Below are 21,030 nucleotides of genomic sequence, written 5' to 3'. Positions count from 1 at the left end.
TCCCTGTATAAAGCTGGGTCCTTCTCAAATAGCAGCACCCGGGTATCCGCATTAGCCGCCGCTTGAATATACTTTGTAATCGCACCTGTTCCTGCGCCAAGTTCGGCTACACTGTTGACTTTATCCCAGCATATCGATTGAACCATCGCTCGGGCCAGAAATTTGGAGCTGGGTGTCACGCTGCCAATCTGTGCAGGTGATCGTAGAAATTTATAGAAAAACATAGCTCTTTCTTGAATGAATTCACTAACAGTTATAGTCATTGATCGTCTCCCCCTCACCATTTTCATCATCATAACGAAAACTTCTTCAGATCAAGCTGCGAAAAATCTGAATTAATTCTGAAGATCCGGTAAGGTAAGGCGATCGCTAATGTAAGGAAAACGTACAGAAGCAGAAAGAACCCGAAGGTCGAAACCTCGGGTTCTGTTCATATAAGCGATTACGGTCTTGTATAGAACCGATGGATCATCACGGCAACCTCTGCTCGGGTTGCTGACTGTGCCGGATGAATCGCCCGGCCGTCACCCAGAATAATACCTGCTTTGGCCAAAGAAGCCACGCTCTCTACTGCGTACTCAGCGAGCTTGGAGCTATCCGTAAATTTACCCAGATCAACAGCGCTGCCGGCTTCGTTCATTTTACCGGCCAGCTTGAGCGCTCTTGCCGTCAGCACCATCATATCCTGCCTGGATATATGCGCCATTGGCTCGAACTTATTGCCGCCGATTCCCACAGCGATGCCGAGCTGCTTGGCAATTCCCAGCGCCTCGGAATAATAGGCGCCTGAAGCAACATCCGCAAAGTTAGCGTCGAAGTCGGCCTTCAGACCAAGTGCGCGAACTAACAGGACTATAAAATCTGCCCGCGAAATACGTTTACCCGGCTCAAAGGTAGACTCCGTCTTTCCTTTTATGATGCCTGCGCCAGCAAGTTCTTCAATCGCGTTTTTCGCCCACGCATATTTCTCCCCTACATCGCGGAAGCTCTTCTTCGCCGGTGTCGAGGTCTCAGGCTGCTTATCCGGTTCTGACGTTAGATCCGTGCCTGCCCCCGGGTCTGTTGTCTTCGGTGGAGAGTTCGCGCCGCCGTCGCTGCTTCCTCCTGTGCTGTCACCAGGACTTCCGCCGCCCGGAGATTGCAGCGTCGTAACATATCTGATATTGCTCATCTTTGACAGATTGCCCGCGGCATCAAATGCAACGACAAAGTACTTGTAGGTTGTACCCGCAGAAAGGCCTGTATCTCGATATTCTGTCTTTGTCGTCGTGCTTATGACCTGATCATTGCGGTATACTTTGTAACCGGCTACGCCCAAATTATCCCCGGACGGTGTCCATTTTAAGTCCACCGCCGTACCGGACACGGCCTCCGCTCTATCGATCGTCGGCTCCGCAGGTGCCTCGGTATCAACGATGGTCGGTGTCCACCAATTGCCGGAGACCACAATCATGCTAAGCAAGCGCAAATTATTGCCGAAATAGACGTCATCTTCGGTCCGTACCGCCGCATTATGATCCCACAGCTTATTCAGCCATTCCTGGTTGGAGGAATCGATCATCGCACTAACCATAAGCGGAGCCGAGAAGGTGATATCCCCATATTCCTCAAGGGCCTGGGAACCATCCAGTTTGTAACCGGCCAGGATCTGATCAGGATCGCCGTTCGTCATCCCACGAATCCAGCGGTTAAGCGTGCTCAGTTGATCCTTCGCCCGCACATCCCCCGTTACAAGATAATCGGTGCCAATCCGCCATGGCGTCCGTGAAGAATTATAGCTATAATCTCCATCATAATCCGATTCGAGGAAGTTCGGCTCTGCAGGAACGAACTTGCCGCCGGATTTCAATACGAAATCAGGAAGCAAGCCGGCATTTGGACTATAGCCGGAGTACAATTCATGAATCATTCCATATGTCGTGTCTACGACCCGATCCCATTTGCTATCGCCCGTTACATTGCGATAATCCTTCATATGCTGCAGCATAAAATCAGAAGGACGTGTAGCGGCCGCCCACTTCCCACTCGTGGCCCAATCCGCAATTCTGAGCATCCAATCGCTTTGGTTCACTTCGTTGTCCATAATGGCGTTGATCATTCTTTTGGCCTCTGCCAAGTAATTGATCTCTCCTGAGCTGCCCCATTGGCTGTCAGCCAGCAATAGCGCATAAGCGATATCCATATCGCCATCCGTTGCCGAATCGACGCCATCGACATCAACGATCGCCGTCCCTGTATCGCCTTGCTTCCAGGCCATCAGATTCGGGTTTATTTCGCTTGGATGCGCCTTGAAGTAGCGGAACAAGCCGTCGAAGTACTGCTTCGCATCCGGATCATGCCCGCCCATTAGAGCCGTGATCAGCATCCCGTAACCATGCGCTTCCGATACTGTGGTGGCCATATAGTCCACACCAAGCTCCTCATCATACTCCTCTTCAAACCAATCCCCATCGGCGTACCATACATAATATTGGGCTGGATCTGTTTTTTGGAGATAAGGATGCTTTTTCAAATATTTAGCCTTCCATTCATCATACAAACGTCCTACCGTCTGATCCATCTGCGATTGTGTCACATGATTCGGCTTGATCGAGCCTTGTACATAACTTGTGTGCTGCGGGAAGGCTTTGTGCGGCCCTTCCCCTGCTGGCGCCTGCTTTGTCTTCACCACGATCTCATTGCTGCCCAGCGATTCAATGCCTTCGGCATTGAAAGCTTTGACAACATAACGATAAGACGTATCCGGCTTGAGACCGATATCATTATAGGATGTCGCCTCCGTTGTTCCTGCAAGCGACCCATCACGATAGATATGGTATCCGGACGGGCTGACTGTGCCTGGAGATGCCTCCCAGGTCAGATTAATCTGGAACGCCGATGCTCCTGTGCCTTTCAGATTGCCTGGTTCGGACGGCGGCTCCTGGTTGACTGGCCCTCCTAACGTGCTGATCTCAACGGGAGCAGAATTATCCCTTCTGCCCACGGATTTGATCATAAAATCATAGTTTTTCTCCGGATTAATGCCCTCTACAGTGTAACTGTATTCCGTCTGTCCGTCTTTAACCGTTATATATTTGCTCCAATATGTCTTGATTTTATCGTTCTTCTCGTAGATTCTGAAACCTCTTACGGGTTCCTTGCTGTTCTTAGGCACCGTCCAGGTAAGCACCGCTTTGCTCCCCTTCAAGGTGACTTTGGCTGCTTCCACCGGGTTCGGTTTGCTATCTGTCCGCTTGATCCCGTAATGGTCGTAATCGATTAAGCCGTTTCCGACGGCTTCGGCTTTCCCTTCATCCTCCACCGCAGCCGTATAAGCTGTAAACTTCATTACCTGATCGGAGATCGAGACATCCGTGAACATTTTCTTCTCCGGCTGTTCATCGACCGCGGCAAAATAATCATCATACCAGATCGGATCCCCGTTCTCATCATAAATGAGCTGCGGTTCCCAATTTTCATCTAACTCGTACTGATAATTTTTATAGTAGAACTTATTCCCGAAAGCATTCGACATAAGATAGACCGTACCCTGCGGGTTGATGACATTGCCTTCCCCGTCCTTATCCAGGCTGGTCGGATCGATAATCTGATCGCCGTACATTTGGAATGACCGCATGTACATGTGATCATGTGCTTCGAATACCATATCGATGCCCAGTTCATCAAAAACCGGGATCAGATTTTTCTTATAAAATTCAATGCGCTCGCCTTCCCATTGAGCTGAATTATCGCCAGCCGCATAAGGGGACTTATGGAAAGTAACGAACTTCCACTTCTTATCCGACTTGGCAACCGTATTTCTCATCCAGTCAACCTGGTTCCAGAACTGCTCATGCTGGTCGTCGTCCCAATTCACGGTTCCATCCTCATTCAGCTTGCCGTCAAACTGCGAGTTATAGACCATATAGAGCGCGTCCCCGTATTCAAAAGCATAGACAGAACCGTCATGCGTCGCTGCGACCACCTTCCGCGGCAGATTGAAATGATTGTAGAAGTTATTGTTAGGTGTCGTCTCATCCCCGTCATAGTCCTGAATCTCATGACCACCAAGAACCGGGACGAACGGCACATTCAGCAGTTCATCCTGGGCTACGCCTAGCATCCACTGCCATTGTTCCTCCAGGTCTCCGTTATCGACCAAATCCCCCGCATTGATCAGGAACTTCGGATCCCCGATATAGTCGCGGGCCTTCTTGAACGTATCGGCCCATGGCTCGAAATCTTCCTTGCTGGAAGCCTGTGAATCCGATCCGACAATGAAGCGGTAAGGCTGATGCTGCGCTGTATCGGTCGTGAAGGACCCCACCTTGCTCCATTCCTGGCCGTTGCCAACACGGAAGCGATACCGGGTGCCAGGCTTCAAGTTGTTCGCTGCTGCTTTGTGGCTGATGAATTTCGCTTTATACCCGGTCGAGCGATCTGCCTTGGACATAAAGGTCCCGATCTCTTCCCCGGTGCCTGTAAACTCCATCGCTTCTTGCTCCGGAAATGCTCCCCCCGTCATTCTGGAAGCCTCAACAACCTGTACTTTCGTAGCTGTCATGATATCTGTGTACCATGCAAAAGCGATTCCCGTCTTCGGCTTCGCATTAAAGGTCATGTTAATCAGCTTTGGAATAAGCGGAGAATCCTGTGTCGTAAAGCTCCAGGATATATCTCGGACAAGTGGGACTCCATCTTCGGCCATGATCGCTTGTCTCGGAATGGACACGGTATATGTAGCCCCATACATAAATTCCGGGTGATTAATGCGCAGCGTATGGCCGCCGCTCACTGCCGCGGTCGCTTCAATTTCATGACCATTCCCGTCGATTATGCTTACGGACGGCTTACTAATCGAAATATTCTTATTAAACTTGACAGTTAACGGCGCATCCACTGCAACTTTCTCTGCGCCATGCTTAGGAAGCTGTGAGAGATCCATTGTAGGGATGACCGGGGTCTTTCCTGCGATCGGATCGCCAGTTACGTAAATATTGCGGATTCTACTAGAGCCTCCGCCACCGATGCCTGACGGATTATCCACCGTATTCGTCGGTGTGTTAGAATTGACAACCCAGCGGATGTACAGCAATTCTTTATCGTCCGCGCCATCAAGCGGAAGATTCTTCAGCTTGCATGTATCTTGCGGGCAGTTATAGCTGGAGCTTGTATTCATCTGAATGATGCCGTTCTTCACATCTGTCCAGGTTGCTTGATCCGTACTCATCTGCAGCTTGAAATCATTAGGTCCGGAACCGGATGAATTCTGTTCTGAGGATATGGCGATATTTTCAAATCCGGCCGTAGACATCGTCACCAACCAGTACTTCTTGCCGTTGCCCTGATCCCAGCCCTGGTAGCTGATTTCCTGCTTGCTGCCGCTATAGTTCTCGAATACACCGCCAACATTGGTCAGTATCGATGCCGATTGATACTGACCGCCTGTAGCAACAAACGTGCCGTTGTCCCCGCCATTCTGAAAGACCCACTGCGCGATAACCTCCTGGTCAAGAGACTGGGCAACATATACAGCATCAGTCGTCGCATTTTGTACGGATTCCAGTATTGGAGCTGCGGCATCTTCCCCTATCCACTCCTCCATATTGTTCGCTAGATATTCTGGTGCAACACCCTTTGCATGGTCTACCGGCGGCCCGTCAGCAGATACGACTCCTGCCAGCTGGAACAGCAGCATAAAGATTAGTAACAGAGATGGGTGCCGTCGCCATTTTGGCTTCACTAGGTTCTTCATTAGCCATTCATTACCTCACTCTCCTGAAAATTAAAGCGCTTTAACTTTTGAGACAAAAAAGGATTCTGCTGATTAGGCGACTACAGGATAACGCGCCCTCTCTATGGCCTGCCTCCCCCCTTCATCAGATATTCGCAAGCTGGCCAACGTTGATTCGCCGGATCTTGAGTTTACTATAACGTAAGCGCTCACAAATATTCTCAACGTATTTTCTCAAAAACCCCGGTTTTCAACGTTTCCTGCTAAAATCATCAACCGTTTGCGATCTCTTATTATCCACCATGAATGTAAGCTTGAGATGATTGGCCAGTAAAATTGTGTAAAGGTGATTCCAACCGGACCATGACATGCTATGATCAATGTAAGCGCATTCTGCCTTTTGGACATAAGGAGGGATTGAAAGTGGAAATAAACTTTTACGAATCAGAACTCTTTTATATCAGCCGTGAAAAAAAGACTCAATCCAGCATCCCTTCCCATCATTATCATGATGCTTATGAAATTTTATATATTATTTCCGGTGAGCTGTATTATTTCATCGGGGACCGGACCTATCAGGTGGTCGGCGGGGTCCTGCTATTGATCGATATGAATGAGGTGCATCGATTAATCAATTCCAACGGGGCCGAGTATGAAAGGGTCACTTTATTGTTCAAGAAAGAAGCTCTTCAATCTTTGCTGCCGGAAGCGGAAAACCTTGACTTGTTTGGCTGCTTCCGTTCGGATTCGAATGCGATCAAGCTGCGGGGCCATGAGCAAAATTTTGTAGAGGAGCTATTTGATAAATTGATCCGTGAAAATACGAACGCAAGCAACCCCGCGAATCCGTCCGCTTCAGCAGAGCTTTACGTGAGGCTGAGGCTGATGGAACTGCTAATCTTCATTCAGCGAAAATGCGTTAACGGGCAAAACGATTATTTTATCGAGTCCAACCGCACCTATCGGCAAATCTCACAAATTATCAACCATATCCATGAAAACTATAATCAGCGTCTGACATTGGAGGATATTTCAAAAAAGTTCTACTTGAGTCTGTCCCATTTAAGTCGCATCTTTAAAGAATCCACCGGTTTCACCTTTATTGAATACGTCAACAATGTCCGGATGAAGGAAGCCTGCACCTTGCTGAAAAACAGCAAACTCACCGTCTCGGAAATCTCCGGGCTTGTCGGCTTCGAAAGCCAAACCCATTTCGGTCGCATCTTCAAGTCCATTGTAGGTATTCCGCCGCTAAAGTATCGGAAGATGAACCAAAGTAAATTAAGCTAAGAAAATAGACCGCCCCCCTATTAAGGTGAACGATCTACTATGTGTTTTACCAGCCTTGCAGCTGGATCAGACTATTTGTGGTTACGTATATATTGTGGCGGATGCACATTATCAATCAACAGCAGGCCGTCATATTGATCTCTGGCCACAAGACTCTCCGGAATCATCCCCCAGCTGTAGGTATACCTTGGTTCGAACATCCATGAATTGCCGCGCTCATTATTGCGATACTTAAGATCAATAAAGGTATAAGGAGATTGGCTGGCTTTGGATACGATCGATTCAATAGAGCCTTCTTCAAATGGGAGAACATCGTGGATCGCACCTGTATTATCGGCCGTCTTTCCGCTCACCGGGTACAAACCAAGCACATAGCTGTATTTCTTCCACTCTTCAGGCAGGAGCTCTCCCATTTGCTTGACTGGATAATAGGTTCCCATCACTTCACTATGCGCCTTCTGAATATGATCGTTATGCCCCCACACGATGAACTTCTCGTTCGGATATACTTCGGTCGCAAGCCAGATCAGGTTATCCTGCATCGCTTGATCCCGCCATTCCATCGACTTCAGCAGATATTCGGCATAAACAGCATAGTCCTCCTCTTCATAACCGCGATTCGATTTTATAGATAGCTCTACATATTCATCAGCTGCTCGAATTCGATCCTGAAGGCTCCGCTCCAGCTGTTTTATGAGCGCAGGATTAGACGGATACAACGCTTTGATGTGCTCTTCGCTCCCTTTCGCTTTAAGTGTGCGAAGAGTCTCGTTGTAGATACCCATCAAGTGGTTTTTATCTTTCTGATAGCCTTCCAGGTCGGTTCCTCCCGCATAGGCGGCGAGCTTCTCCTCCGCCTGCTTCAATCGTTCAGCCTGCTTCGCATCCTGAAGCCACTTGCCATTCATGAGCGGAAATTGCATCTGAATATCAAAGCCTGTCAGCATAAGCGGATTTTCACTTGTCTGTGTATCTTTTAGATAGTTAAACAAGGGGAGAATCTCCTTGCTCCACCACACGCCAAAGATCGAATCCTTCATCGTCTGTTCTGCGCTCTGACTGGCTGCATTGCCATAAGCAATCGAAGTATTGCTTAGTCCGCTCTCGAAGGCCAGCACATTATAGCCCATCTCTTCATGAAGATATTGAATCAGCCTCGTCTTGGCCTGGTTAAACTCGGCAACGCCATGGGAGCTCTCGCCCAGAAATACGATGCGCTTATCGTGCAGAAGCGGCTTCAGCATGTCAAGATCCTTGAAGCTTCCCGGCTCGATCTTTCCTTCCACCGGCTTGATCGTCTCCAGGCGATAAGCATGATCCCTGGTCCACGCCTCCCAATCAGCCAGCGTCTCCTGGGTGGTCCGGGCAACCTGGTGTGTCGGTGTCTCGCTTAGCGAGTTCACCTCTTGGGCATACACCGGAACCGCACTTGCCCATAATTGTGCGCCTAATACAGCCGCTGCTACAACTCCAGCTACCTTACGTTTACTCATTTGCATCATATGAATTATCCCCTTAAGATTATTGAAGTTACCCTGTTGACTAGTCTCCGCCCTCTGTTTCTCCAACCAATGTGTGTCTTTATACGAATTTATTTCTATATACCAGTGTGTTTTCTCTATGTGTTTCTCCAAACCAATATGTTTCTCCAACCCAATGTGCTTCTCTATACCAGTGTGTTTCTCCAAAGCGATGTGTTTCTCTATACGATTGTGTTTCTCTATCCCAATGTGTTTTCTTTGTGTGTTTCTCAAAACCAATGTGTCTCTCTATCCCAATGTACTTCCCTATACCAATGTGCTTCTCTATCCCAATGTGCTTCCCTATACCAATTTATTTCTCCAACCCAATATGTCCCTCTCAGCGCACGATTCTCTTCTTTTGTTACGCTTGTTATTTTCATACTGCCATTCACCAGTCACACGTTTTACGCTAGCCGGCCATTATGCCAGTGATGATCGTAATCCCTCAATTGCGAAATTTTTTAAGATAAACTAACGTGCATAGAAAGTCCCGATACTCCCCATCCGGTTAAACTCTAACCTTCCCAAAAGAGATCATCCAGCGTGCGCCCCAACGCTTTGCATATCGAAACACAAAGGCTTAACGAAGGATTATATTTACCAAGCTCAATCAACCCTATCGTCTGTCTCGATACACCAACAATCTGCGCTAGTTCATCCTGGGACAGATCCTTCTCCACTCGCGCCATTTTCATTTTCAAATTTTTCATGATGTCGGTCCTCCACGCTCTTATTCATTAAGATCGTTATCATCAAGATCGCTGGTTGAACGGCGCTTGCTTAGCTTATTCATCACCAGATGGCTAACCGCCGTAAGAATGACGAAGAAAGGGATGTACAAAATCAGACTGGCGGCAAAGACACTAAGAAAGTACTTCACTTGCAGCGCACCATCCCCATCCGCATAAAGATATGCACTCCGGAACCCAAAGAACAAAGCCAGAAACAGGCCTGAAGCAAGTCCGGTCATAAGCTGCTTTTTGCTCACAGAGAATCGATGCGTCTGATCATGCACCTCCACCTCGTCAGAATATACCCCTGAACTGACACTCCGGATCATAGAGTAAAGCCCCGTTGCGATTAGAATAACAAGCTCCACCCATACCGATTGCTCCTCCATGAAGAAAAACGTCTTCACAATCACCGATATACTGCAGATCATCAATGTCAGTACCCATGCTTCCTTCGCAATCTGATTCTTCAGATTCACAATCCGCTCATCCTTCACGGACTTCCGTTGAAACCATTTCATCTCTCATACCACCTTCACAATCATTTCCTCTTTGTGATTTTGAGTATAACGATATACTGGACATTTTGCAATATATATATGTCATTTAGTTCTATATACTATTCTTATTGACATATCACATGCGCGTTGTATAGCTACTGCTCCCCTCCAACCTCCTTGAAAATGGGTCTTAATCTAAGCAAAAAGAGTCCTTCCTACCTTCTAAAAGATAAGGAAAGACTCTTTTTTAGGGTTTGCCCTAGTCGCACAGGTGGCTATTCACAGAGGTTTGCCTTATTCGCACAGGTGCCTTTTCATACAGGTGCTTTATTTGTCACAGGTGCTTAACGCAAGGCCCACGTTTCGTTCGTTTGCTGTCAGCCCTACCCAGCGCCGCGAAACATTCTAACGAAACGTGGTATCGCTATTGGCACCAAAACTGCCCTCTAAAAATTCTAACGAAACGGGGGATCGTTATTTGGACAATTTAGCGACTTTTAGCCCGCATTTCGCCCAAATAGCGATATGGCGTTTCGTTAGAATTTTTTTAGCTCGAAATGCGGGGCAATAGCATTATGGAGTTTCGTTAGAGTTGTTTGCCTTATTCGCTCAGGTGCTTTATTCGTCACAGGTGCTTAACGCAAAGCCCACGTTTCGTTCGTTCGCTGTCAGCCCTATCCAGCGCCGCGAAACGTTCTAACGAAACGTGGTATCGCTATTGGCCGCAAAACTGCCCTCTAAAAATTCTAACGAAACAAGGGATCGTTATTTGGATAATTTAGCGACTTTTAGCCCGCATTTCACCCAAATAGCAATATGGAGTTTCGTTAGAATTTTATTAGCTCGAAATGCGGGGCAATAGCGTTATGGAGTTTCGTTAGAATTTCGTTAGAGTTTCGTTAGAGTTTCGTTATGGAGTTTCGTTAGAGTTCGTTAGAGCTATACAGCTCTGCACCAGCACCCCGGTGTTCAGCACTCGCTATCCTCACCCAGAAGACTAACTCTCTAGCCAAGCAAAAAAGAGTACCTCCTATCTGAGAAACTCTTTCGGATATGCCTTATTCGCTCAGGTGCTTTATTCGTCACAGGTGCTTAACGCAAAGCCCACGTTTCGTTCGTTTGCTGTCAGCCCTATCCAGCGCCGCGAAACGTTCTAACGAAACGTGGTATCGCTATTGGCAGCAAAACAGCCCTCTAAAAATTCTAACGAAACAAGGGATCGTTATTTGGACAATTTAGCGACTTTTAGCCCGCATTTCGCCCAAATAGCGATATGGCGTTTCGTTAGAATTTTTTTAGCTCGAAATGCGGGGCAATAGCGTTATGGAGTTTCGTTAGAATTTAATAGTTGGAGTTCCGTAGAGTTCGTTAGAGCTGCGCAAGAGCTGTACACTCTGCACCTGCATCCCCAAGTGTTCAGCACTACAGACGAAAAGAGGCTTTCACGCACCTCCTTACAACAGTCCGATGTTATTGGATTATCATCCCTCCCAGCATTCCCGTCAGAATCATGAGCAGAACCGGGTTGATTTTCCATTTTCTCAATACATACAAAGATACCGCAAAAAAAGCTACGGCCATCCAATCCACTTTGGCGGCCATGCTTATTTCTGGTATCCCCAGAAACGTGAGCAGCAATATGGTTGCGGCAGCAGAAATAATAAGCCCCAGGGTAACTGCTCTCAAGACGTTTAAGGTTTCAAAAACATAGACAGATTTGTTGAATCTTTGAATGAAACGATATAGCAAAATAGAAATACCGACACCCGAAATCACACAACCGAAGGTAGCAATCATGGCCCCGGGTATCCCTGCTATCCGAAGCCCTACAAACGTAGAGGTGTTCACTGCTAATGGGCCAGGTGTCATCTGCGAAATCGTAATGATATCGGTAAAAACCTGCTGCGATATCCACTCATATTTTTCAACCGCCAGTTCCTGAATGAACGGGATGATTACGTAGCCGCCTCCGATACTGAACAAACCGATCTGTAAAAAGGCCAGCAACAGCTGCCATAATTCCCCCACTATTTCCCCCGCCTTTCGTGAAGCCACACTCGTACAAAGCATAAGAAGCAGCTCGCTATAAGAATAAGTGCCACATTGATCCCAAAGATAAAATTCGCCAAAAATGCAGCCGGTATCAACAAAGTAAGAAATAAAGAACGTTCCTTGATCATCATCTTGCACATATCAGTAACGAAATCTACAATCAGGGCGGCTACACCTGCCTGCATTCCCCTCAATACTGAAATGACGGTCGGATTCGCCGAAAAAGCTGCATAGAACATAGAGATAAATATCAATATGACGAACGATGGCAGGACAGCAGCGATACAACTGATAACAGCGCCAGCCATCCCCGCTAACCGAAATCCTACAAGAGTTGACAAGTTGATTGCGATGGCTCCGGGTGAAGACTGGGCAATTGCGGCCATATCGATAAGCTCGGCTTCGCTGAGCAGTTTTTTTCTAGATACAAAATACTTCCGAATCATTGGAACAACAACATACCCACCTCCAAACGTAAATGTGCTGATAAACAAATTGATGCCTAGAAGCCAGACATACAGTTTGGTTCTTTGGCTTATCATCTAACCGCCTCCTGTCGTCCTGCTATTATGGAGGTTGTCAATCGATTAGTAAAATGATAATATTTTGCGATAATGATTAGTTTTATTCATGGGAGGAGAAGCAGCTATGATAACGCTTCGGCATTTTGAAATATTACGGGCGGTAGCGGAAACGGGGAACTTTACACGGGCTGCGGAAAAGCTGTATATCACCCAATCAGCGGTCTCCCATGCCATACGAGAGCTGGAAGAGAAGACAGGCACAGCCTTATTTGACCGACTATCCAAAAGCGTACAACTTACAAGAAGCGGCCGGCTTTTGCTGGAAGAGATTATTCCCATCCTGTCTTCGTGCGAGGTTTTAGAATCACGTCTCAACTGTCTGGAACATCGAGCGCCCCTTCACATTGTTTCCAGCATTACAATTGCTGCGTTCTGGTTGCCCAAAATACTGACCGCCTTTCAAAAAGATTGGCCTGATATACCGATCCATGTTGATGTGGTCAGCGCGGCAAATGCGATTGAAGTTTTGCGAAACGGCAAAGCTGACATTGCATTACTTGAAGGAACTGCGCCCCAAGGGCCGTTTACGTGTTCATCATTTGCAGCCTATCCGTTATTTATTGTGTGCGCTCCTGACTATCTCAGCTCGAACAAGGAGTTGACTCTGCAAGAATTTTGCGCTGAAAAACTATTGCTGCGTGAAAAAGGGAGTGCGATCCGCGATACGTTGGACAGCGTTCTCTATTTGTCCGGGCATACCGTACAACCCGTATGGACGAGCGTAAATTCTCTGGCATTAATAGAGGCTGCCAAGGCCGGGTTAGGCATAACGATTTTGCCCGATGTTCTCGTAAATGAGTCGCTATCACAAGGGAAATTGATTGCCATTTCTGTTCAAGAGCTTGCGCTAAAAAATGAATTGATCGCAGTTCACCATCGGGATAAATATTTGACTACTCCATTGAAGGCCCTTCTTGCGTATATCGAATCCGCCATGTGATCTTATGTTAGCTTTGAGTTCGCATCAGCATTCCCCAAAGTTAGTCTAATCTGGCCAAGAGTTCGTTCGATTTAGCTCGCTAGGCCGGTCGAACGTCGCCAGTCATGATCTCTACAACTGAACCTTACGCGACATACCTTTATGAACGATTTTTTATTTTTAGATGTGAAAAAGCTCCTTCACGATATCGTAGAGCTAGCAATTTTCATCGGCATGCCCGTATTGGGACTCTCCCACTCCCCACCAAACAACAAAAAACCCACGCCCTTGCGAACGTGAGTTTTCGATCATTTACTCCCCAAGAAAGCTCTTGATGAAGAAGTCCAGTTGGTACTCCATGCTGAGCGGGTCATTGAAGTAGAACGCTTTGGCGTCGGCTTCATAGACGTGGTTGTTCTTGACTGCCGGGAGGTTCTTATAGGATTCTGTGTTTTGGAATGAGTTGTCCTCATCCGAGTTTTTGCTGAAAATAACGTATTCGCCAAGGTAGTCCTTGAGCACTTCTGTCGAAAGGGCCATGTAACCATCTTTCTCTGTCGCCTCCTTGACCTTCTCCGGCATGGAGAGACCAAATGCTTGATAGAGAATTTCTGTACCGCGGCCGAAGTTATCACCATAGACATAGAGCTGCTTATTGAATGTCTCAATCACTGATACCGTTGCATTCTCGCCAATCTTGGCTTTAATCTCTTCGCCAGCCTTCTTCGTCCGGGCCTTGAAATCATCAACCCAGGCTTGGGCTTCCTTCTCCTTGTTCAGCAGCTTGCCAATTTCAAGCTCCTGCGCAAGATAATCCAGTTTACCGTAAGTATAAGTTACCGTTGGTGCGATCTGCTTCAATTTGTCAATATTCTGAATATCGGACTGCCCGATAATCAGATCCGGATTCAGCTCAATAATTTTCTCCAGACTCTCATCGGTAACCGTCTCAACGTCCTTTAACTTATCTTTAAAATTCGGGTTCTCTTTGGACATCTCATCCACACCGACCAGAGGTACGCCGAGCAGCATCACATTACCCGTCAGGAATCTTGTGATCACAACGACACGCTGTGGGTTTTTTGGAACCTCGACAGGACCATTTTCAGATTGGTAAGTAAATGTACCGGATTCTCCGCTCGCTTCATTCGCACCATTCGTTGCATTCGCAGCCGGTGTCTCCGCTTGACTCCCTTTATTGCTATTGCCTGCATCGTTCGCCTGCTTCCCGCCACAAGCGCTAAGTGCCAGGACCAGCACAAGGGCAATCGGAATAAACAGCTTCTTCATATGATGACTCTCCCCTTTAATGAATACTATGTGATGAATGATTTAATCTTTGATTATGAAAATCATTCTCAATTACATAGATTTATTATATGGAGCCGTCCACGGTCGAACCATGCCTTTTTGTTGGAAAAGTAGCTTGCACTATTGATAGCTCGTCAATAGATCGACCGCACGTTGAAGCTGAAGGCGAACTGATACCGGATTGTATGGAACCCAATCATCTACATGGAGCACGTCCACTTTCTTCTGCTTGACGGCAGACAGACCGCTCCAATAGGAGGATTCAAAAAACTGCTCCGAATGGACGGTGTTCCCCTTCTCATCAGGATACACAATGACCAAAATTCGCGCCTGCGAGCCCGCATACAGATCCAACTCAGACAGCTCAACGGGAACGGAGTGAAATTGATCCCCCTGCTTGCGAATCTCCGCTTCAATAAGCGCCGGCGGCCGCAAGCCTAATGAGCGATAGAAGACATAACCGACATTACGCGCACCATAGACGAACACGCCTTCAGGCTTGATAACAAAGATCGAAATGATCTCTTCGCCGGCAGGGTTGTTCCTGATTTGCTGCCTCGCCTGCTGTTCCTCCTGCTCGAACTCGGCAAGCCACTGTTCTGCCCGTTCGCTTCGCTGAATCGCCCTGGCGATCAACCGCAAATGCTCCTTCCAGCCCATCTCCATCCAGGCTATCTCCACAACCGGGGCAACCACGCGCAACTGCTCAGCGTTAAGCCCATACTCCCGAAGATGCTCCGTTGCCGCAATGATCAGCTCAACCTGTCGGCTTAGCAGCACCGTCTTCATCTGCTCTGCAGAGCTGCGAATATCAATGAAATTCATCCCCTGCGGATCTGATTCCACAGTGTGCACATATTCACTTGTCTCCGTAATCGTCACGGTAGGCGCAAGTCCCAGCAGTAGCAGATGGCTGGCATACGGTGCGAGCAGCACAGCGACCTGCTGAACTTTACCCCTGGTAAAGTCGGAAGGTGAAATGCCCGTATGCTGCTTGAAGCGACGACTAAGGTAAAATTCATCCTTATAGCCTACCTTCAGCGCGATTTCCCGGAGCGTGCCCGATCCGCTGATCAACAGCTCCTTCGCCCGGTGCACACGCAGTCGCGATAAATATTCACTCGGTGAAAAACCTGTATGCTGCTTGAACAGAACTGAGAAATGAGAGGTGCTAACGCCGGCCGCCTTGGCCAGTTGCTCCCGCGTTATTTTCTCGGCAAAGTGGTGCTCGAGATAAGCGATACTCCGCTCCATCGACGGTTGCTCGTCGCTCTCCAGCTCCGTATTCTGACGCTCTAATATCCGATAAATCAACTGATGGAAAATAATCTGATTCTGCACATGACGCATCTCGCTTACAGGCAGACGATGGGTGTACAGTTCTTCGATGTCGGCAACGATGCCAGGTTCATCCGCATAAATTTGTACAGCGGCAGTCGAGGCAATTTCGCTGCTTCGCATCATAGCTCCTGCAGCCGAACCCGAATGCTGCTCGACTCCTCGAATCACCAGCTTGTAGGCATGAAGCGGCTGCGGCAGCTCCGCGACCAGAACAGCATCAGCGTGCGCCGGCAGAACAATAATACTTCCTGTCTCCAGCTTATACGCCCGCTCATCGATTCGCAGCGTCCCCTTCCCTGCCGCAATAGCAACCAGCACGGTCAGCTCATCAATCATGTTATGCTCCGGCAAATTCGAAGTGCAATATAGCGAATGAATGCTGCTGACAGCATATAATGGGAAGCGGGACTCTACCCACTCTGGAACAACTTTATCCACTCCAAGGCCTCCATTATGATAAAAAATCCTGCAAAACAAAAGCGCGCTTGCCCGCAACTATCAATGCATCTACTCATGCAACTAGTTCATGCATCTATTCATGTATCTATTCATGTATCTATTCTAATCATGTACCTACCCATGCATTTATTCAGTATCTACTCATGCATCTACTCATGTATCTGTCTCATAGCTTTGGACTTTTGACTCACAATATAATCCGTTTCCGCTTAAAACAAACTTTTACCCGACAGTAGGTTTGTCGCCAACCGGCAGATTCGCTAGGTCCAGCGTGCGGCCCACAGCTTCATCTCATGGCAAATCACGTGAAGGTCTTGTCCCTTTGGGGTTAACGAATATTCTACAGTCACGGGAACCGTCGGATAGACCTTCCGCTCCAGAACTCCCTGCTCCTCCAAATGCCGTAAGGTGCTCGTTAATGCCCGCGGGCTGACACTTGGAATTTTGCGCTGCAGCTCACCGAATCGAAGAGTGCCGCAGAACAGTTCACGAATAACAAGGAAAGCCCATTTCCCCCCTAGCACATCCAGTGTTTTTTCGATATTGCACTCGATATGCTCCGGTGTCTTTGGAATATAGCTGCTTGCTTTTTTAGCCGTGCTTTTTGTTGTGGTCATCGTCTCAACCTCCAATATATTAACTATACATTATATAGTATCTATAGCTGATATAATTAAGTGAAAAACATTTCACTTCTTTAAATTGTATATGAAATTCTATAGAATGAGAAGTGTTGGAATATTTACTAAAAATGAGCGTTTAAAAAAGGAGGCCTTTGCAATGAAATACAGAAGACTAGGCGGAACCGGATTAAAAGTGAGTGAGATCAGCTTGGGAAGTTGGCTTACATATGGCGGTTATGTCGAACGCGAGAATGCGGTGAATTCTATTAAGACCGCTTACGATCTTGGCATTAACTTCTTCGATACGGCCAATGTATATGAGAGAGGCGCGGCCGAAGAGCTCGTTGGGAAAGCGCTTAAAGAGTACCCTCGCGAATCTTATGTGCTGGCTACCAAGGCTTTCTGGCCTATGGGCGATGGACCGAATGACCGCGGCTTGTCCCGCAAGCATGTCATCGAGCAGGCCAATGCCAGCTTGAAGCGGCTCGGCCATGATTATGTCGATATTTTCTATTGCCATCGTCATGATCCGGAGACGCCATTGTATGAGACGCTTCGCGCTATCGACGATCTTGTCCGTCAAGGCAAAGTGCTGTATGTCGGCGTAAGCGAGTGGCAAGCTTCGCAAATTGCTGAGGCGCTTGGCGTAGCCGATCAGCACTTGCTCGATCACATCGTTGTAAACCAACCGATCTACAATATGTTCGAGCGCTATATAGAGAAAGAGATCATCCCGCTCAGTGAACGTCATGGCATCGGTCAGGTCGTATTCTCACCGCTGGCACAAGGCCTGCTGACCGGTAAATATACATCGGCTTCCGACATTCCTGAAGACAGCCGTGCAGCTAAGCTGGATTGGGTTCGCAAGGGCATTACCGAAGAGAAGATCGCCAAGGTGAAACAGCTGGAAGGCATCGCGGCAGAGCTGGGCATCTCCGTAGGCAACCTTGCGCTGGCCTGGATTCTGCGTCAGAGCAATGTAGCAAGTGCGCTAGTCGGTGCGAGTCGTCCTGAGCAAGTGATCGAAAATGCCAAAGCATCCGGCATCGAGCTGAGTGAAGACGTTCTGAACCGTATTGAAGAAATCTTGAAGTAATCCTCTTACAAGGAGATTCATATATGAAAAAGGTAGTCGTTACAGGCGGAAGCGGCATGCTCGGACGCTGGGTTGTACGCCATTTTGTGGAGCAAGGATATGAGGTATTGAACGTCGATACACGTCGGCCGGAGGAAGCGCTATGCCCGACGCTCATCGCCGACCTCGAGAATCTCGGCGAGACCTACAGCGTGCTGAGCGGTGCCGATGCGGTCGTTCATCTGGCGGCGATTCCGGCGATGCATATTCGGACGCCAGACGTTACATTCCGCAACAACGTCATGTCGACTTATAACGTGCTGGAGGCTGCTGCAGGACTGGGTATCCGCAAAGCAGCCATCGCTTCCAGCGAATCCTCCTATGGAATTGTATTTGCCGAGCATCGAATTACGCCACAATACGTTCCGCTGGACGAGGATCATCCGCAGCTGCCGCAAGACAGCTATGGCTTATCCAAGATCGTCAATGAGAAGACGGCCGAGATGTTCCATCGGCGAACGGGAATGCAGGTCGTGTCCTTGCGGCTCGGCAATGTCATCCCGCCGGAATGGTATGAACGCTTCCCTTCCTTTATCCATAAGCCGGAGGAGCGGGAACGTATTCTCTGGAGCTACATCGATACTCGTGATGCGGCCTCAGCCTGCCGTCTGGCTATTGAGGCAGATGGCCTTGGAGCAGTAGCTCTGAATATTGCCGCTGACGATTCCAGCATGGCGATCCGCAGCCGGGAGCTGGTGGCTCAACGCTATCCGGAGGTTACGGACTTCAGAGCGCCGCTAGAGGATTACGAGACGCTGTTCAGCAATGAGAGAGCCAAGCGCCTGCTCGGCTGGCAGCCTCAGCATCAATGGCGCCACGAGGTGCAAAGCTTCAAGTCATAATATCAAGGCCGCCCCAAGCAAATTAGCTTGATGGGGCGGCCTTTCTAATATACAGCTTTATAGCAGGCTGTTAGATAAAATCCATTCTGATTAATTCCTCTATACTTGAGGGATGATACAGCGCCATCCCCGTCTTCATCTTGCGGAAGCCTTGCCCTTCGTACCAGGATACCGTATTCGGATGGGTGTAGAGCACGACGTTGCAGCTAGAGGTCTCTTCCAAAATCAACGAAATGAGCTTCTTGCCAAGCCCTTGATGATGATAGGATTCCTCAACCGCGATATTATAAATTGCTGCCTGGGAGATGCCATCGGACAACGCTCTGCCGCAGCCGATCACCTTGCTCCCGTCCAGGATGAACACGTTCACGGCACTGTTCTCGAACGCCGTTCGGGTCTGTTCCGGCGTGAAATCAGTGAGACCGAAGCCGTTCAATATATTCGTCACTTGCACCCAGTCGATATTTTCCCGGTGCTTCTGAAAAGTGTATGCCATAGAAAACCTCTCTTCTATATCGCAAATTCAGGCTCTTGATCCCGATAATAGTTGGCCAGAAATTGCTTCGTCCTCTCCGATTTCGGCTGGGAGAATACCTCCTGCGGCGTGCCGTCCTCTACGATCAGGCCTTGATCAAGGAACAGTACGCGCGTAGCAACCTTGCGCACAAAATTCATCTCATGCGATACAATTAGCATCGTATTTCCTTCCTCCGCTGCCTTCTTGATCGTATCAAGCACTTCTCCGACCAGTTCGGGATCAAGCGCCGAGGTCGGTTCATCGAACAGCAGAATCTTCGGCTGCATCGCCAGAGCTCTGGCGATAGCTACACGCTGCTGCTGACCGCCGGAGAGCTGCTTGGGGTAATGATGGGCTCTCTCGGACAAGCCTACCTTGGCCAACTGAGACACTGCTATTTTTCGCGCTTCTTCCCTCGCCAGCTTCTTGACGACAATCAGGCCTTCCATCACATTCTCCAAAGCCGTCTTCTGCCGGAACAGATTGAACTGCTGGAACACCATCGCTGTGCTCTTCCTTAGTTCCAGCACTTCCTTCTTTGTCTTTCTGGCTGTATCTACGCGAAGCTCATCAATCCTGATCGTTCCTGCGTCAGGTGTCTCAAGCAGATTGATGGATCTCAGCAGGGTGGATTTGCCCGCGCCAGAAGAACCTATGACCGCAACGACATCGCCTCTCTGAATGGTCAGATCGATGTGATCCAGAACGGGATTTCCATGAAAAGACTTCGTTAATCCGCGGATCTCAATCAAGGATAACCTCTCCCTTCCGTTTTCTCAGACTCTTGAAATCGATGTCCAGCCGTCTCTCCAGCAGCGCAATCGCCCGTTCGATCAAAATCGTCATCCCCCAATAGATCAAGGCCAGCGAGCAATAGGATTCAAAAAATCTTAAATTATTTCCCGCTAAAATTCGCGACTGCGCGGTGATCTCCACCACGGAGCAGACAAATGCCAGAGAGGTCCCCTTCATTAGGCCGATCAACGCATTGCCCAGCGTCGGAAGCGCCACGATAAAGGCTTCGGGAAGTATGACCCGCCGCAGTACCTGGCCATAGGTCATCCCCAAAGAGTGGGCCGCTTCGATCTGTCCTTTATCCACCGACAGCAGTGCAGCACGGATGATTTCCGAGTTATAAGCAGCTTCATTTAGAGATAAGGCCAGCAGCACATAGAAGATCGAAGGAATCGAATTCACGTTGAGGCTCGTATCATGATAGAAATTATAGTATTTCAGCAGGAGCGGAATCCCTGCATACGACAGGTATAATTGCACCAGAATCGGCGTTCCGCGAATAAAAGAGATAAATACGACGCTTAACTGGTACAAAACCGGGATCTTCTTGATTCGGACAATAGCCAACAGCAGGCCGAGCAAAAGTCCTGCCAGCATCGATATCGCGGTCAGTTCGAGCGTAACCGGCAAATACTTCAGCAGCTTGGGGATGAGTGTAAATACTAGCTCAATATCAAATATGTTCGGCATAAGGC

At 48.3% G+C, this 21,030-nt stretch carries 16 protein-coding genes; 4 read left to right on the top strand and 12 right to left on the bottom strand.

The genetic code is table 11. The features are described from left to right. Positions 1–442: 442 nt before the first annotated feature. Complete coding sequence (locus tag BN1360_RS16665; RefSeq protein WP_229521026.1) at positions 443–5,722, bottom strand: glycosyl hydrolase family 8; 5,280 nt, start codon at positions 5,720–5,722, stop codon at positions 443–445. Positions 5,723–6,136: 414 nt separating this feature from the next. Between BN1360_RS16665 and BN1360_RS16660 the strand changes: the two genes are divergently transcribed. Continuing rightward, on the top strand, positions 6,137–7,003 hold the full coding sequence (locus tag BN1360_RS16660; RefSeq protein WP_068780990.1) for an AraC family transcriptional regulator: 867 nt from the start codon (positions 6,137–6,139) through the stop codon (positions 7,001–7,003). A 71-nt stretch (positions 7,004–7,074) separates the two neighbouring features. On the opposite strand, the gene BN1360_RS16655 is transcribed toward BN1360_RS16660, so the two are convergent. The 5 genes from BN1360_RS16655 to BN1360_RS16635 all read right to left on the bottom strand — a co-directional run bounded on the left by BN1360_RS16655 (position 7,075) and on the right by BN1360_RS16635 (position 12,351). Further along, on the bottom strand, positions 7,075–8,505 hold the full coding sequence (locus BN1360_RS16655) for an erythromycin esterase family protein (RefSeq protein ID WP_148466598.1): 1,431 nt from the start codon (positions 8,503–8,505) through the stop codon (positions 7,075–7,077). A gap of 536 nt (positions 8,506–9,041) precedes the next feature. Then, positions 9,042–9,236: a helix-turn-helix transcriptional regulator gene (locus BN1360_RS16650; RefSeq protein ID WP_068780989.1), complete on the bottom strand. Its 195-nt coding sequence runs from the start codon at positions 9,234–9,236 to the stop codon at positions 9,042–9,044. A gap of 20 nt (positions 9,237–9,256) precedes the next feature. Beyond that, a complete protein-coding gene (locus tag BN1360_RS16645; RefSeq protein WP_068780988.1) occupies positions 9,257–9,778 on the bottom strand; it encodes a DUF6773 family protein in 522 nt (173 codons plus the stop codon). A gap of 1,449 nt (positions 9,779–11,227) precedes the next feature. Then, on the bottom strand, positions 11,228–11,785 hold the full coding sequence (locus BN1360_RS16640; RefSeq protein WP_229521025.1) for a chromate transporter: 558 nt from the start codon (positions 11,783–11,785) through the stop codon (positions 11,228–11,230). Continuing rightward, positions 11,785–12,351 carry a chromate transporter gene (locus BN1360_RS16635; protein WP_068780987.1) on the bottom strand — a complete coding sequence of 189 codons (567 nt, stop codon included), beginning with the start codon at positions 12,349–12,351 and terminating at the stop codon, positions 11,785–11,787. Before BN1360_RS16635 ends, BN1360_RS16640 begins: the two co-directional genes overlap by 1 nt. Before the next feature lie 106 nt (positions 12,352–12,457). Here BN1360_RS16635 and BN1360_RS16630 point away from each other — a divergent pair, with 106 nt between their 5' ends. Further along, on the top strand, positions 12,458–13,333 hold the full coding sequence (locus BN1360_RS16630) for a LysR family transcriptional regulator (protein ID WP_229521024.1): 876 nt from the start codon (positions 12,458–12,460) through the stop codon (positions 13,331–13,333). Positions 13,334–13,624: 291 nt separating this feature from the next. Here BN1360_RS16630 and BN1360_RS16625 read toward each other — a convergent pair whose 3' ends face one another. The 3 genes from BN1360_RS16625 to BN1360_RS16615 all read right to left on the bottom strand — a co-directional run bounded on the left by BN1360_RS16625 (position 13,625) and on the right by BN1360_RS16615 (position 17,040). Then, positions 13,625–14,602, bottom strand: coding sequence for an iron-hydroxamate ABC transporter substrate-binding protein (locus BN1360_RS16625; protein WP_068780986.1), 978 nt, complete (start codon positions 14,600–14,602; stop codon positions 13,625–13,627). Between the two features lie 141 nt (positions 14,603–14,743). After that, positions 14,744–16,402, bottom strand: a complete 1,659-nt coding sequence (locus BN1360_RS16620; RefSeq protein WP_068780985.1) for a helix-turn-helix domain-containing protein — start codon at positions 16,400–16,402, stop codon at positions 14,744–14,746. Between the two features lie 281 nt (positions 16,403–16,683). After that, complete coding sequence (locus tag BN1360_RS16615) at positions 16,684–17,040, bottom strand: winged helix-turn-helix transcriptional regulator (protein WP_068780984.1); 357 nt, start codon at positions 17,038–17,040, stop codon at positions 16,684–16,686. A gap of 163 nt (positions 17,041–17,203) precedes the next feature. Here BN1360_RS16615 and BN1360_RS16610 point away from each other — a divergent pair, with 163 nt between their 5' ends. Beyond that, entirely contained in the window at positions 17,204–18,142 is a 939-nt protein-coding gene (locus tag BN1360_RS16610) for an aldo/keto reductase family protein (protein WP_068780983.1), read from the top strand. A 23-nt stretch (positions 18,143–18,165) separates the two neighbouring features. Continuing rightward, positions 18,166–19,023, top strand: coding sequence for an NAD-dependent epimerase/dehydratase family protein (locus tag BN1360_RS16605; RefSeq protein ID WP_068780982.1), 858 nt, complete (start codon positions 18,166–18,168; stop codon positions 19,021–19,023). Between the two features lie 70 nt (positions 19,024–19,093). On the opposite strand, the gene BN1360_RS16600 is transcribed toward BN1360_RS16605, so the two are convergent. From BN1360_RS16600 to BN1360_RS16590, 3 genes are read right to left on the bottom strand one after another with little or no spacing between them, the layout of a single operon-like run. After that, positions 19,094–19,519 carry a GNAT family N-acetyltransferase gene (locus BN1360_RS16600; RefSeq protein WP_068780981.1) on the bottom strand — a complete coding sequence of 142 codons (426 nt, stop codon included), beginning with the start codon at positions 19,517–19,519 and terminating at the stop codon, positions 19,094–19,096. Positions 19,520–19,533: 14 nt separating this feature from the next. Beyond that, complete coding sequence (locus BN1360_RS16595; RefSeq protein WP_068780980.1) at positions 19,534–20,292, bottom strand: amino acid ABC transporter ATP-binding protein; 759 nt, start codon at positions 20,290–20,292, stop codon at positions 19,534–19,536. Next, complete coding sequence (locus BN1360_RS16590; RefSeq protein ID WP_068780979.1) at positions 20,285–21,025, bottom strand: amino acid ABC transporter permease; 741 nt, start codon at positions 21,023–21,025, stop codon at positions 20,285–20,287. Before BN1360_RS16590 ends, BN1360_RS16595 begins: the two co-directional genes overlap by 8 nt. Positions 21,026–21,030: the final 5 nt, after the last annotated feature.

Source organism: Paenibacillus sp. GM2, assembly GCF_900069005.2.
GTDB lineage: Bacteria > Bacillota > Bacilli > Paenibacillales > Paenibacillaceae > Fontibacillus.
The sequence above is the reverse complement of the archived record's forward strand: the minus strand, read 5'-3'. Positions and strand labels throughout refer to the sequence as shown.